The organism is Mesorhizobium maamorense, from assembly GCF_044998965.1.
Taxonomy (GTDB): domain Bacteria; phylum Pseudomonadota; class Alphaproteobacteria; order Rhizobiales; family Rhizobiaceae; genus Mesorhizobium.
The window spans coordinates 1,513,315-1,525,907 of record NZ_CP173356.1; the positions used below are offsets into that span (position 1 = coordinate 1,513,315).

13 protein-coding genes, 2 tRNA genes and 1 pseudogene are annotated in these 12,593 nt (G+C 62.5%); 8 read left to right on the top strand and 8 right to left on the bottom strand.

Annotated features, from left to right (window positions below):
* Nucleotides 1-131: 131 nt before the first annotated feature.
* The 3 genes from ACIU1A_RS07680 to hdaA are packed head-to-tail and all read left to right on the top strand — an operon-like array spanning nucleotide 132 to nucleotide 2,587.
* Nucleotides 132-689: a CDP-alcohol phosphatidyltransferase family protein gene (locus ACIU1A_RS07680; protein WP_224658586.1), complete on the top strand. Its 558-nt coding sequence runs from the start codon at nucleotides 132-134 to the stop codon at nucleotides 687-689.
* Nucleotides 661-1,848 carry an AI-2E family transporter gene (locus ACIU1A_RS07685; protein ID WP_404927012.1) on the top strand — a complete coding sequence of 396 codons (1,188 nt, stop codon included), beginning with the start codon at nucleotides 661-663 and terminating at the stop codon, nucleotides 1,846-1,848. The genes ACIU1A_RS07680 and ACIU1A_RS07685 overlap by 29 nt, the downstream gene beginning before the upstream one ends.
* A 34-nt stretch (nucleotides 1,849-1,882) precedes the next feature.
* Nucleotides 1,883-2,587: a DnaA regulatory inactivator HdaA gene (gene hdaA, locus ACIU1A_RS07690; RefSeq protein ID WP_404927013.1), complete on the top strand. Its 705-nt coding sequence runs from the start codon at nucleotides 1,883-1,885 to the stop codon at nucleotides 2,585-2,587.
* A gap of 395 nt (nucleotides 2,588-2,982) precedes the next feature.
* Here the strand turns inward: hdaA and ACIU1A_RS07695 are convergent, their stop codons facing one another.
* The 4 genes from ACIU1A_RS07695 to ACIU1A_RS07710 all read right to left on the bottom strand — a co-directional run bounded on the left by ACIU1A_RS07695 (nucleotide 2,983) and on the right by ACIU1A_RS07710 (nucleotide 6,059).
* Nucleotides 2,983-3,993 carry an ABC transporter substrate-binding protein gene (locus ACIU1A_RS07695; RefSeq protein WP_404927014.1) on the bottom strand — a complete coding sequence of 337 codons (1,011 nt, stop codon included), beginning with the start codon at nucleotides 3,991-3,993 and terminating at the stop codon, nucleotides 2,983-2,985.
* Nucleotides 3,994-4,020: 27 nt separating this feature from the next.
* Nucleotides 4,021-4,809: an ABC transporter permease gene (locus tag ACIU1A_RS07700; RefSeq protein ID WP_140584473.1), complete on the bottom strand. Its 789-nt coding sequence runs from the start codon at nucleotides 4,807-4,809 to the stop codon at nucleotides 4,021-4,023.
* Entirely contained in the window at nucleotides 4,806-5,675 is an 870-nt protein-coding gene (locus tag ACIU1A_RS07705; protein WP_140494340.1) for an ABC transporter ATP-binding protein, read from the bottom strand. Before ACIU1A_RS07705 ends, ACIU1A_RS07700 begins: the two co-directional genes overlap by 4 nt.
* Nucleotides 5,676-5,982: 307 nt before the next feature.
* Nucleotides 5,983-6,059, bottom strand: a tRNA-Pro gene (locus ACIU1A_RS07710).
* A 141-nt stretch (nucleotides 6,060-6,200) separates the two neighbouring features.
* Here ACIU1A_RS07710 and ACIU1A_RS07715 point away from each other — a divergent pair.
* The 5 genes from ACIU1A_RS07715 (at nucleotide 6,201) to ACIU1A_RS07735 (ending at nucleotide 9,503) form a co-directional block, all read left to right on the top strand.
* Nucleotides 6,201-6,506, top strand: a complete 306-nt coding sequence (locus tag ACIU1A_RS07715; RefSeq protein ID WP_140494338.1) for an ETC complex I subunit — start codon at nucleotides 6,201-6,203, stop codon at nucleotides 6,504-6,506.
* Nucleotides 6,507-6,564: 58 nt separating this feature from the next.
* Nucleotides 6,565-6,641: transfer RNA gene (locus ACIU1A_RS07720), tRNA-Arg, on the top strand.
* Nucleotides 6,642-6,930: 289 nt separating this feature from the next.
* Nucleotides 6,931-7,155, top strand: a complete 225-nt coding sequence (locus tag ACIU1A_RS07725) for a hypothetical protein (RefSeq protein ID WP_140494336.1) — start codon at nucleotides 6,931-6,933, stop codon at nucleotides 7,153-7,155.
* A 185-nt stretch (nucleotides 7,156-7,340) separates the two neighbouring features.
* Nucleotides 7,341-8,129 carry a GGDEF domain-containing protein gene (locus ACIU1A_RS07730; RefSeq protein ID WP_140494334.1) on the top strand — a complete coding sequence of 263 codons (789 nt, stop codon included), beginning with the start codon at nucleotides 7,341-7,343 and terminating at the stop codon, nucleotides 8,127-8,129.
* A gap of 153 nt (nucleotides 8,130-8,282) precedes the next feature.
* Nucleotides 8,283-9,503 carry an anion transporter gene (locus ACIU1A_RS07735; RefSeq protein WP_404927015.1) on the top strand — a complete coding sequence of 407 codons (1,221 nt, stop codon included), beginning with the start codon at nucleotides 8,283-8,285 and terminating at the stop codon, nucleotides 9,501-9,503.
* A gap of 103 nt (nucleotides 9,504-9,606) precedes the next feature.
* Here ACIU1A_RS07735 and ACIU1A_RS07740 read toward each other — a convergent pair whose 3' ends face one another.
* The 4 genes and pseudogenes from ACIU1A_RS07740 to ACIU1A_RS07755 all read right to left on the bottom strand — a co-directional run bounded on the left by ACIU1A_RS07740 (nucleotide 9,607) and on the right by ACIU1A_RS07755 (nucleotide 12,412).
* Complete coding sequence (locus ACIU1A_RS07740; RefSeq protein WP_140565090.1) at nucleotides 9,607-9,927, bottom strand: cupredoxin family copper-binding protein; 321 nt, start codon at nucleotides 9,925-9,927, stop codon at nucleotides 9,607-9,609.
* Nucleotides 9,924-10,448 carry a DUF4142 domain-containing protein gene (locus tag ACIU1A_RS07745; RefSeq protein WP_140494328.1) on the bottom strand — a complete coding sequence of 175 codons (525 nt, stop codon included), beginning with the start codon at nucleotides 10,446-10,448 and terminating at the stop codon, nucleotides 9,924-9,926. Before ACIU1A_RS07745 ends, ACIU1A_RS07740 begins: the two co-directional genes overlap by 4 nt.
* A 115-nt stretch (nucleotides 10,449-10,563) precedes the next feature.
* Nucleotides 10,564-11,232: an RNA polymerase sigma factor gene (locus ACIU1A_RS07750; protein WP_404927016.1), complete on the bottom strand. Its 669-nt coding sequence runs from the start codon at nucleotides 11,230-11,232 to the stop codon at nucleotides 10,564-10,566.
* A 90-nt stretch (nucleotides 11,233-11,322) separates the two neighbouring features.
* Nucleotides 11,323-12,412: pseudogene (locus ACIU1A_RS07755) on the bottom strand (HPP family protein).
* Nucleotides 12,413-12,593 lie beyond the last annotated feature (181 nt).

Below are 12,593 nucleotides of genomic sequence, written 5' to 3' on the forward strand. Positions count from 1 at the left end.
CAGTTTCGGTCCGCAAGGAAAACGGCGCTGAAACTGCTGCTCCCCACCAGGGGAAGCTCGGCAGCTTCTCTCTTGCGCCTATCCCTCATCTCCATCATCTATCGTTCAGACAGAAGCGACGGGACATGCGCTTGACCATCCCCAACCTAATCACAATCATGCGCCTTGTCCTGGTGCCTGCCGTGGTGCTGGCCATGCTTCAGGCGCGCTGGGATTGGGCCTTTGCCGGGTTCCTCGTTGCCGGCATCTCCGACGGCATCGACGGCTTCATCGCCCGCCGGTTCAACCAGCATTCCAAGCTCGGCGCCTATCTCGATCCGGTGGCCGACAAGCTGCTCCTGGTTTCCGTGTTCGTCGTCCTTGGCTTCATCGGGCAATTGCCGCTGTGGCTGGTCGTCACCATGGTATCGCGCGACGCGCTGATCATTTGTGCGGTGCTGTTGTCCACCGTGATGGCCCACCCCGTCGAGATGAAGCCGCTCCTCGTCTCCAAGGTCAACACCGCCATCCAGATTGTACTGGCGGCGCTGGTGCTGGGTGAGCTTGCTTTTTCGATCCATCTCGATCCACTTCGTCCCGCCCTCATAATGCTGTCCGGGGTCTTGACCGTGGCTTCGGCCGCAGCCTATCTCGTGGCTTGGCTGAGGCATATGAGCGGCTATGGCGAAGGCTCCACCCCGGGCACCTGACAAAGAAGTTGCGGCGAGCGCGCCGGCGGCAGCCGGTGATGATCCATCCGCCGGATTCCGCCGGCAGATCTTCTTCTGGCTGGCCGGCGTCGCCGCGCTCGCGCTTTTCCTTTATGTTTTCAGCGCCATCCTCTTGCCCTTCGTGGCCGGCATGGTGCTCGCCTATTTCCTCGATCCCGTGGCCGACCGGCTGCAGCGGCTCGGCCTCAGCCGTTTCATGGCAACGGTAGTCATCCTCATCACCTTCCTCGTCGTGCTGGTGCTGGCCTTCGTCATCCTCATCCCGGTGCTGGCGACGCAGATGGCCGATTTTGCCGGCAAGTTGCCTGAGTACCTGACGCGGCTGCAGAGCCTGATCACCTCGTTCGATCCAAAATGGCTGGAACAGAAATTCGGCGTCAACGCCAATGGCCTGCGCGACGGATTGAACTCACTGCTGACATCCGGCTTCGGTCTGCTGACAACCGTGTTCACCTCGATATGGAGTTCGGGCGTGGCGCTGGTCTCGGTGATCAGCCTGTTCGTGGTGACGCCGGTGGTCGCCTTCTACATGCTGCTCGACTGGGACCGCATGGTGGCGGTGATCGACAGTTGGGTGCCGCGGGACAATGTCGCCACGGTGCGCGCCATCGCCAGGGACATCAACACGGCAACGGCCGGCTTCGTGCGCGGGCAGGGCACGCTGTGCCTGGTGCTGGGCGCCATGTATGCCACCGGCCTGACGCTGACCGGTCTCAATTTCGGCATCCTCATCGGCCTGTTCGCCGGGCTGATCTCCTTCATCCCCTATGTCGGTTCGCTGACCGGGCTGGTGCTGGCCGTCGGCGTTGCCTTCGTCCAGTTCTGGCCGGACTGGACCATGGTCGTCGCGGTCGCGGTGGTGTTCTTCATCGGCCAGTTCATCGAGGGCAATATCTTGCAGCCGCGGCTGGTCGGCAAAAGCGTCGGCTTGCATCCGGTGTGGCTGATGTTCGCGCTGTTCGCCTTCGGCGCGCTGTTTGGCTTCGTCGGCCTGCTGATTGCGGTGCCTGCATCGGCCGCGGTCGCGGTGCTGGTGCGCTTTGCCATTGCGCGTTATCTGGAATCGCCGCTCTACAAGGGTCACGGCAAGGCCGCGCCGCCATTGCCGGCCGATCGTCGCAAAGGCATCAATCCATGATCCGGCCTGGCCGGGTCGCGCGGCTGAGCCTGGCATGAGCGACCAGAGGGCCGACCCGCCGCGCCAGCTGCCGCTCGATCTCGGCCATGGCACCGGCTATTCGCGAGACGAACTCGTCGTTTCCGGCACCAACAACCAGGCAGTGGCGCTGGTCGATCGCTGGCCGGACTGGCCCTCGCCGGTGGTCGTGCTGGCCGGCCCGGCCGGTTCCGGCAAGACCCATCTGGCCTCGATCTGGCGGGCACGGGCGGATGCTGTTCAGGTCGACGCGCGCCGCGTCGGCGACAGCATTGTAAATCTCGGTGCTCGGCCGGCGCTGATCGACGATGTCGATACCGGCACCGTCGATCAGCAGGGTTTGTTTCATCTGATCAATGCGGTGCGCGGCAGCGGCTCGCATTTGCTTTTGACGGCGCGCCGCTTTCCCTCGGCCTGGGCCGTTACGCTGCCCGATCTGGCGTCGCGGCTGAAGGCGGCGGCAACCGTCGAGATCCACGAACCCGACGATCTCCTGCTGGCAGGTGTCATCACCAAGCTGTTCGCCGACCGCCAGGTCGAGGTCGAGCCGCATGTCGTGCAATATCTGGTGCGCCGCATCGAGCGCTCCCTGGCGACGGCCATGCGCGTGGTGGAGCGGCTGGACCGCGCCGCGCTCGAACGCAAGACGCCGATCACCCGGGCGCTGGCGGCTGAAACCGTCAGCGCCATGGACGAGGGGCAGGGCGAGTTCGAGGTTTAGGGCGCGATGGTCGGCCGGCCAGCAAATGGTGGTTCCATGTCCCTTTAACCGTCCCATTTCGGGAAACAAAGCTGGCACCGATCTTGCGATACAAGCTTGCCGGCTGATCCCGGTCCTGATTGCGTTCCAAATCAGGTTGTAGGCTCGCCGGGAGTGGGGCGGTTGGGGTTCTCGCCCGGCGAGCTTACCTTCATGTGACTTCAGTCACCCTCACTATTGCTGCGCGTTCGGCTTGCCCGCGCAATGCCAAGCTAGGTGAGAGAAGAACGGGTATTCGTCAATTGACGGATACCCAAAATGGCGACGAGGCCACCGAGTCGCTGAAATGCCGGCGCTCGGTGAACTCCGTGGCTAAGGCGAACGAGCCATATGCCCGCTGCTTGACGTTGATCTCGTCAGTTGGCGTTCTTCGCCTTGTTCACATAGTCGTTCGTGTACGTCTGCGTGATATCGATCTTGGCGTTGGCCACATCGGGCGAACCGAGAGAGAAAACGTCGAGCACGGCCTGCGCGCCTTTTGGATCCATGAGCCCGGTGGTCGAATACATGGGGATCGCATTTTTCAACGCGGCCAGATAGGCGTCCTTGTCGCTGCCGATCAGATTGTCGGGGATCTGGGCCATGATCTCTTCGGCGCTGTGGGAGTGAATGTAATCCAGCGTGGCAAGCATGGCATTGGTCAATCCCTGCGTTGCTTGGGGATGCGCGGCCATCCATTCCGGCCGGGTGTAAAGCGCTCCGCCGGGATAGTCGCCTCCGAATACCGCCTCGGTATCCTTCTGGGTGCGCGTGTCCGCCAGGATGGTCAGGTCCTTATGCCTGGCCTGAAGCACGGTGACGGCCGGATCGAGCGTCACCACGGCGTCGATCTGCCCTTGCTCCATGGCGGCGACGGCGGTAGCGCCCAGCCCAACGCCGATCACGGCGGCGGATGTCGGGTCGATGCCGTTCTTCTGCAGAAGGAACTTCAGGAAGAAGTCGGTCGAGGAACCGGGAGCGGTCACGCCGACCTTTTTGCCAGCAAGGTCCTTCACTGACTTGATCTTGCCGGTCTGGCCCGGCGCCACCGCCAGCACCAGTCCCGGGAACTGGTCGTAAACGACGAAGGATTGCAGGCGCTGGTTCTTGGCGGCCAATTTCACCGTGTGATCGAAATAGCCGGACACCACATCCGCGCTGCCGCCCAATACTGCGGTCAGCGATTGAGAACCGCCCTTGAAATCGACGAGGTCTGCATCGATACCGGCTTTTTCGTAAGCGCCGATCTGTTTGGCGAGCACGGTCGGCATGTAGCAGAGGCATGATGCTCCGCCGATCGAAATGGTGACCTTTTCGGCAGCCCCCGCGTCTGTGGCCACCGCGAGCAATACGACGGCGGCGGCCGCAAGTTTCGAAATGATCCTCATGATCTCCTCCTTGAGCGGAATTGGGGCCTATCGGCCTGGTTTCGAGAATTCAGGCCGCCAGACAAGCAGCCTTTTTTCGATCAGCGTGACGATCCAGTCGATCAAGAGCACGAAAGCGGCGAGGACGAACATTCCGGCAAAGACGCCCGCCACGTCGAACACGCCCTCGGCCTGCTGTATCAGATAGCCTAGTCCGCCGGCCGCACCGAGATATTCGCCGACCACGGCGCCGACCACGGCAAATCCGACGGAGATATGGAGCGATGAAAACACCCAGGACAATGCCGATGGCATATAGACGTGGCGTAGCAATTGCCGTTCGTTCATGCCGAGCATTCGGGCATTGGCCAGCACCGTCGTGTTCACCTCCCTCACGCCCTGGTAGACATTGAAGAAGACGATGAAGAAAACCAGCGTCACGCCCAAGGCAACCTTGGACCAGATGCCGAGGCCAAACCAAAGCGTGAAGATCGGCGCCAACACGACGCGGGGAAGCGCATTGGCCGCCTTTACATAGGGATCGAAGACGGCCGCAAGTCTTGGCTTGCGGGCAAACCAGAAGCCGATCGCGATCGCTGCCAGCGAGCCGATGGCGAAGGCCAGCATGGACTCCCACAGCGTGATCCACAGATGATGCCAGATCGTCCCGGTGGCAAACCACTTCCATATCTGGCCTGCCACCGCCAACGGGGTCGAGAAGAAGAAGGAAATATTGTTCGGATCGCCGATCAGGTGCGTCGTCGACGCTGCCTGCCAGAGCGCGATGACGATGACGGCCACGGTTAGCTGTGCGAAAAGCAGCGTCGTCCTTTTCATCGGATCGCTCCTTCTTCAATCTCGCCGTAAGCCTTGAGCACTTCCTTCTTCAGCATGTGCCAGATGTCGCGATGCAATTCCTGGAAGCGCGGTTCCAGCCTGATTTCCGAAATATCGCGTGGACGCGCCAGCGGGATTGGAAAGTCGCCGATGATGCGTGCCGAGGGACCGGCTGACATCACCACCACGCGATCAGCCAGCGCGATCGCTTCCTCGAGGTCGTGGGTGACGAACATCACCGCCTTGCGGTCGTCCGACCACAGCTTGAGCAAAAGGCCGCCCATGATCAGCCGCGTCTGTGCGTCGAGCGGTCCGAAGGGTTCGTCCATGAGGATGATCTTGGGGTCGCGGATCAGCACCTGCGCAAGAGCAACGCGCTTTTTCTGGCCGCCTGAAAGCATGTGAGGGTAGCGCTCGCAGAAAGCAGCCAGGCCGACGCGTCCGAGCCATGCTCGCGCGCGTTCCTTTGCTTCGGAAGAGGGCACGCCTGCCACTTCCAGCCCGATGGCCACATTGTCCAGAGCGGTCTTCCAGGGCATCAATGCATCCTGCTGGAAGAGGTAGCCAGCCTGTCTGTTGAGACCGCGAAGCGGGGCGCCGAACACACGGACGCTGCCTGCCGAAGGCTCGAGAAGCCCTGCGCCGGCATTCAGCAGCGTTGACTTGCCGCAGCCCGTCGGCCCAATGATCGCCACGAATTCCTGGTCGCCGACTTTCAGATCGGCGCGGGCGACCGCCTGGAAGCTACGCCCGGCCGCCAATGCGAAATCTATGGTCACTCCATCGAGATCGACCGCGATCCCGGTTCCGGCTGGCGGCTGTCTGAATTTTGTCTCCGTGCCGCCCGTGGCGGTTTCCGTCGTCATGCTGAATGCCGCCCTGCGCCGAGACGGGTGGGTGTCCAACTGTCGCTCATGGTTCCTCCGTGAGGCTTTAGCGGGACAGTCGATGTCCGATGGGCATCTGTTGCCCCGCACCGTGTCGTGTTCCGGCTCACAATAGTCGATGCGGTGGAGCAGGCAACTTTGCCGTCCGCGGCTTTTTGTTGCGACCGTGACATGCAGCAGCAAAGACCACTGGGCGCGCGCGGAGATTGCCGACAGCCCCATTCTGCACCCGACACATTGCCATTCGCAGGCGCCAACGGCCCTCGATTGCCTGTTCTGTGAAAGGTGGTCGGAGTGGAGAGATTCGAACTCCCGACCCTCTGGTCCCAAACCAGATGCGCTACCAGGCTGCGCTACACTCCGAACGGTCTGTTGCCTATTCATTTCAGTGTTGCATGGCAAGTGCAAAAACCTGCAAGTGCAAAAACCTTGCCGCCGTCGGCATTGCGCAGTAATGACGGGCGAAGAGGCGGCCATGCTGCCTTGCACAGCAATGAGGTGGTCATGTCCGCGCGCATTTTCAGTCCAGCCAAAACCGCGATGCAGTCCGGCACGGCCAAGACCGGCCATTGGGTGCTGGAATTCGATCCCGAGATGCGCAAGAAAATCGACCCGCTGATGGGCTACACCACTTCCGGCGACATGAGGAGCCAGATCAAGCTGACCTTCGACACGCGTGAAGAGGCCGTGGCCTATGCCGAGAAGGAAGGGCTCGCCTACCGCGTCGAGGAGCCGAAAGAGCCCAAGCGCCGCCAGATTTCCTATGCGGAAAATTTCCGCTATGACCGCAGGACGCCCTGGACGCATTGACCGGCAAAGCCCGGGCGGGCGCCAGCGCAGACATCTTACCGGCTCCGAGCCGGCCAGCGGTCCCGTAGCTCAGCTGGATAGAGCACCGGCCTTCTAAGCCGATGGTCACAGGTTCGAATCCTGTCGGGATCGCCAATAATTTCAAGGGCTTAGCTGCTCCGGACGTGAGGAATTTCAACGCGGGCAGGAATCCGGTCGGAACTTTTCATCCCTTTTTGTCTTCCCGAATGCGCTTGCCGGCGCGACGGCGGCACGCCGCCGCCGTGGCGCCCTTTCCGTATTATTTCGTGACCTTGTCGCGCGGGAACCTTCGCAAGGATCACGCGTTCGGGGCCTTGTATTCGCGGTCCCTCATAAAAGTAAGCATTCGGGCTGCGAATGGCGGGCAAAACAAGCATGGGTTGGGGAAGGAGAAAACCGCGTCATGTCGAAACGTGAAATTGGAACGTCGCCCGCCTTGGGGCGACGTATCGCCGAGCTCAAAGCCAAGATGCAAACCGCCCGGATTTCCGACCATGAGCTGAAGACCTTCCACAAGGTTGCCGCCATCATGGGAGCGGGCGAAGGCTCTCTAGGCCTGGATGCCGACGATCTGATCGCGGCATCCTTTGTTGCAGAGACGCTGGGCGAATCGGCGCCCAACGGCTGACGGCAGGACCCTCCTGTCGTAGGTCCGGATCGATCATCCGGACAAATCTTCGAGACGCAGGCCGGAGGCGGCCGCCGGTCCGGCGGCCGTAACCCTGCAACCTCTGCCGTCGAATTGGAGGGAAAGTCTTATCGTTTTGTTTGCGTTGGCGCGTCATAGTAGACGCGGCTAACGGAGTTGAAGAGATGAAGCTCGACCTGTCGCCGACGAGTTGGGGCAGGGTGATCGCCGTCACCGCCGCCGGCACGGCGTTCTTCATTGGCGTGGCGTTTTTCGTCGATTCGTTCAACTTCCCGTATCTTTCCCCCGAAGCTGTGTGGCGGGCTCAGCTGACCGACATTCTGTTGCCCCTGGTGCTGGGTGGATCGTTTCTCTTCTTCCTGATGTGGAAGATACGCCAGTTGGCCATTGCCCAGCGCGATCTCACCGTCGTTGCCGCCACCGACAGCCTGACGGCGGTGCTCAACCGCGGCGCTTTCTCCATGCTGGTCGAAGCCTATCTCGAACAGGTCCGCAAACAGGCGTCGGCCAATTCCGGTGCACTGCTGATCATCGACGCCGATCACTTCAAATCGATCAATGACCGGCTTGGGCATGACTGCGGCGACCAGGCGCTCAAACTGATCGCGCAGACGATCAAGGATCAGCTCCGCGGCACCGACATCGTCGGCCGCATCGGCGGCGAGGAATTCGGCGTGTTTCTTCCCGGTGTCGATCCCTCGCAATCCTGGCTGGTTGCCGAAAGCATCCGCCGGCGAATTCGTGAGGTGGAATTTTCGCCGGGCGGCCGGTCCTGTCCGCTTTCCGTCAGCATTGGCGGTACTGCCTTTAACGGGCCGACTACCTATGAGGAGATATTCTCGGCAGCCGACAGGCGGCTCTATGCAGCCAAATCGAATGGACGCGACCAGGTCAGTTTCGATCCGATGGTTTCTCAGCAAACGCCGCCAGCCGCGACAATCACGGTTCATTGAGGCGGATCCGGCCAGCCACCGGCGCCGGGGGCGCGTCGCTGGGGATTTCTGCAGCCATCACGCAGAAGGTATTTTCGCTTTGCGCGCCGCCCGCTAAAGGTGGTGGCCACAGCTCCGGCCGGGGCTGAATGCATCGGGCAGGGCCTTCTTCGCATGACATTGATGGGCGCGGCGGCACTGCTGATCCTGGTCCTGACCTATGCCGGCGTCGCCGTCGGCCGCATACCAGGCCTGCGCCTCGATCGGGCGGGGATCGCACTGCTCGGCGGGGCCGCGATGATCGCCATCGGGGCGATCAGCCTGGAGGATGCCTACCGCGCCATCAATTTCGACACCATCACGCTTTTGCTCGGCATGATGATCGTGGTGGCGCATCTGAAGGTCTCGGGCGCCTTCCGCGGCCTCGGTGCCATCGCGATCGAGCATGCGCATGCGCCGTTCATGCTTTTGGTTATGGTGACCCTGCTGACCGGCCTGCTGTCGGCCTTCCTGGTCAATGACGCCATCTGTCTTGTCATGGCGCCGATCGTCGTTCACGTCACCCGCGCCATCAAACGCAATCCGGTTCCTTACCTCATCGCGACCGCCACCGCGTCAAATTGCGGCAGTGTCGCCACCATCACCGGCAATCCGCAAAACATGGTCATCGGTGCGCTGTCGGGCATCTCCTATCCGGCCTTTTCAGCGGCTCTGGCTCCGGTAGCGCTGTTCGGTCTCGTCGCTGTCATCGCCATTGTTCGCGTCGTTTACCGCACCGAATTCGCGCGCAACGGCGAATTGACGCCGCAGGTCTCGCGCGGCCGCATGCATCGCCGCCAGGTGCTGAAAGCGGTGGTGGTTTGCATCGGACTGGCCGTGGCCTTCTTCGCCGGTGTGCCTGTCGCCAAGGCGGCGCTCATCGGCGGCGCCATCCTCCTGCTCACCCGCGCCATCAAACCAGAGCGCATCTATCGCGAAATCGACGGGCCATTGCTGTTCATGTTCGCCGGCCTGTTCATCGTGGTTGCCGGCGCCGAACGAACGCTGCTGACACCGGACATCGTCGCATCGGCCAAGAACCTCGGGCTGGACGACGTCTGGCGCCTGTCGGGCTTCACCGCGTTGCTCTCCAACATAATGAGCAACGTGCCGGCCGTGCTGGCGCTGCGGCCCTTCATCCCCGGCCTGGACAACCCCGAGCGCGCCTGGCTGGTCGTCGCCATGAGCTCGACGCTGGCCGGCAATTTCACGCTCCTGGGCTCGGTCGCCAATCTGATCGTTGCCGAGCAGGCGCGCGCCGCCGGCACGTCGCTGTCGTTCGGCGCTTTCTTCAAAGTCGGCCTGCCATTGACGCTGCTGACGCTGGCGGCTGGCACGGCATGGCTGGCGCTCTGATCCCTGGCGCGACTGTTCCGTGCTCAATTGCTCCGGAGTGACGGGGGCTCCGGCGTGACGGGGCTTGGTATTTGCGGCCAAGTCCCGCCACCGGCCCAGATTTTCAGGGCGCCACTACCAATCGGCCTTTCATGTTGGGATGGAAGCGGCAGAAATAATCAACCGCTCCCGCCGTCTTGAGGGTCAGTTTTCCCTTCGCCTTCGGCGGGATCATCACCTCCCAGCTGCCCTTCACCGTGGCCGTGTGGGCGAATGCGTCCTTGTTCACCCACTCGATCGTGTCGCCGACCCTGGCCTCGACGCTTGCGGGCGAGAAGACGAGCTTCTCGATCGTCACCTCGATCGTCGCGGCCGGCGCCGGGCCGGCGGCAAGCACCAGCGCCAGCCAGGCAAGGAGCGGTCGGATCAGCACGGCCGCTTTCATTTCAACATGCCGGCGACATGTTCGGCATGCTGCTCATGCCCCTGGAAGATCTTGAGGCCGGTTTCGAGCAGGCTCTTCAGCTCGGCATTGCTGGCCGACGGAATGAGCAGGGTTTCGAGCGCTCCATTGACCTGCTTGTGGTAGGCCACCTCGTTTTCGATATAGGCCTTGTCGAAGGCAGCCCCTTTCAGCTTGGCGAGCTTGGCATGTTCCTCTTTCGCCGCCTTGGTCAGCGCCTGGCTGGTGGCATTGTCTTCCGGCTTCACCTTGAGCTTCTTGAGCAGGTCGAGCGCCTGCTTGTTCACCGCTTCGTGGTCGCGCTCCATGTCCTTGGCGAAATCGACAACTTCCTTGTTCTTGGATTTCTTGATTGCCTGCTTGGCCGCCTCGATGTCGATCATGTCGGCAGTGTAGGCGATGTGGGCGATCTGTGGGTCGGTCGGCTTGTCGGCCGCTTGCGCGAATGGGGCAGCGCCAAGCAGCAAGAGGGCGGCAAGCGCTGCGGTGTGTCGGATAAGCATGGCATCTCCTTCTGCCCGACAGCCTGGGCAGCGGGCTTCATCTGGGTTGACATTCATTGGATGAGGATGGCGCGGAAACGTTCCCGACAATCGGCGAAAGATCTGGCCTTGAAGATCAGCCCTCGAATCCGAGCCGCTTCATCACGGCCTGCGTCAGCCGCTCGCAGCGCCGGCCGGCGAAGGGGAAGGCGTCGAGCAGCACCGGCCCGATCTCGTCGTCCAGCGCCTTGCGCAGCAAAGCGCGGGCGCGGTGCAGTCTCGTCTTGACGGTCTCTGGCCGCACGCCAAGCAGGTCGGCGGTCTCCTCGATGCTCAGCCCCTCGATGACGCGGGCTACGAAAACCGCGCGATAGGCGTCGGGCAGGCTGTCGGTCGCCCGCTCGACAAGAGCAAGAATCTGCCGCTGCGCCATCGTCCGCTCCGGATCGTCGCTTGGGTTGAGGGGAAACCGGATGATCTGCGCTTCCGAGTTTTCAGGCATGGCCACGGTTCGCCGTCCTTTGCGAAGCCGCCCGAGCGCTTCGTTGATGACGATGCGCGACAGCCAGGTGGAAAGCGAAGCATCGCCGCGATAGGTGCCGAGATTGGTAAAGGCCCTGACATAGGCCTCCTGCACGATGTCCTCGGCCTCGCTGTCATTGCGCACCATGCCGCGCGCCAGTCGGTAGAGCCGCTGATTGTTCAGCTTCATGATCTTGCGAAAGGCATCGCTGTCGCGGGCGAGCGCGCGGGCTACGAGCCGCAGCTCGTCCGTCGCCGTTGATGCTGCCGTCAGCGCGGGCATGTGTCCTCCATCGATCCTTGCACGGAAGATTGGATGCAGGTTTCGAAAAAAGGTTCCCGAAAAATCACGCCAGGCGATCCGCCTGGCTGCCTATGCTAGCACTTTGGCCGGCTCCCTGCCGGTGTTTTGCATCCGCGCCGTCGCGGCCAGCAGATCGGTTTGCGTGATCAGCCCGAGGATGTGGTTTTTATCGTCGACGATGATGACGGCGTGACTGCGCCCGTCGGTCAGCACTGGCAGCAGCGCCATGGCGTTCGAGCCGGCAGTTGCGGTTGCCGCCGGCGAGATCACGGTTCCGACCGTGCCGGCCGCCAGCGTCAGTTCCCGCAAGCCCACGGTTCCGGCCAGCCTTGCCTCGGCATCCACCACCGGCAAGGTTCGTATGTTGTGGTCAAGCAGCAATTGGCGCGCAGCGGCGGCTGGCGTGTGCTCGTCCACCGAGATGACGTCGCGCGACATGATGTCTTGGCACCGCAACGTCGCATGCTCGCGCACCATGGCCTGCAGCTCGACCTGCCGCAGCAGCCGGTCGAGATCGCCCCGGTCGATGTCGAAGGTCTCGTCGAGCGCTCCAAGCGCGGCATCGATGTCCTCGGAGCGAAAACCGACACGCAATTGCGCCGGCGGGTCGATGGTGCCGTGGCTGTTTACCGGCGCCGGGGCCGGCACGTGCGGGTAGTTGCGCCGGGCCAGCTTGTGGAAGCCGTAGCCAAGCGCCACCAGCAGCATCGAATTGACCGCCACGGGCACGAAAGGAAAAAAGGAAGCCGGCGCTGATGACGGCTGGACCGCCGAACACCGCGGTCAATGCCGCCGCACCCCCGGGTGGATGCAGGCAGCGCGTGAACGACATTGCGGCGATCGCCAGCGCTACCGCAATACCGGTGGCGAGCACCGGCTGGTGCACGAATTGCACCACGATCACGCCGACAAGCGCCGAGATCGTGTTGCCGCCGATGATCGACCAAGGCTGCGCCAGCGGGCTGGCGGGCACCGCGAACAACAGCACCGCCGATGCTCCCATTGGCGCCACCAGCAGCGGCACATGTGGGCCGCTACCCAGCGTAAGTCCGCTGATCGCGCCAGTCAGCGCAATGCCGATCATCGCACCGACGCAGGCGATGATGCGTTCGCGCAGCGTCGCGCCGGCAAGAATGGGAACAAAGAGACGGAACGCCATGACAGGCTCTTGGTGCGGTGGCTGGGGAATAATTTCCGCTGCCGCAATGAAGCGGAAGCCGGCAATTTGGAAGTCAAACAAATCCGCAAAACTGCGGATGGGGAGAATAATATTGCCGAAATGGCCGGTCCGGGGCGCCGCGTGCGGCCTCCGTTTGCTCAATCGCGTCAAGGCCTTGCGG

Bases quoted from the DNA above. Each gene is read 5' to 3' on its own strand.
- ACIU1A_RS07685 (WP_404927012.1), top strand. From the start codon at position 661: ATGGCGAAGGCTCCACCCCGGGCACCTGACAAAGAAGTTGCGGCGAGC.
- ACIU1A_RS07715 (WP_140494338.1), top strand. From the start codon at position 6,201: ATGTCCGCGCGCATTTTCAGTCCAGCCAAAACCGCGATGCAGTCCGGC.
- ACIU1A_RS07735 (WP_404927015.1), top strand. From the start codon at position 8,283: ATGACATTGATGGGCGCGGCGGCACTGCTGATCCTGGTCCTGACCTAT.
- ACIU1A_RS07700 (WP_140584473.1), bottom strand. From the start codon at position 4,809: ATGAAAAGGACGACGCTGCTTTTCGCACAGCTAACCGTGGCCGTCATC.
- ACIU1A_RS07725 (WP_140494336.1), top strand. From the start codon at position 6,931: ATGTCGAAACGTGAAATTGGAACGTCGCCCGCCTTGGGGCGACGTATC.
- ACIU1A_RS07705 (WP_140494340.1), bottom strand. From the start codon at position 5,675: ATGACGACGGAAACCGCCACGGGCGGCACGGAGACAAAATTCAGACAG.
- hdaA (WP_404927013.1), top strand. From the start codon at position 1,883: ATGAGCGACCAGAGGGCCGACCCGCCGCGCCAGCTGCCGCTCGATCTC.
- ACIU1A_RS07740 (WP_140565090.1), bottom strand. From the start codon at position 9,927: ATGAAAGCGGCCGTGCTGATCCGACCGCTCCTTGCCTGGCTGGCGCTG.
- ACIU1A_RS07730 (WP_140494334.1), top strand. From the start codon at position 7,341: ATGAAGCTCGACCTGTCGCCGACGAGTTGGGGCAGGGTGATCGCCGTC.
- ACIU1A_RS07745 (WP_140494328.1), bottom strand. From the start codon at position 10,448: ATGCTTATCCGACACACCGCAGCGCTTGCCGCCCTCTTGCTGCTTGGC.
- ACIU1A_RS07750 (WP_404927016.1), bottom strand. From the start codon at position 11,232: ATGCCCGCGCTGACGGCAGCATCAACGGCGACGGACGAGCTGCGGCTC.
- ACIU1A_RS07695 (WP_404927014.1), bottom strand. From the start codon at position 3,993: ATGAGGATCATTTCGAAACTTGCGGCCGCCGCCGTCGTATTGCTCGCG.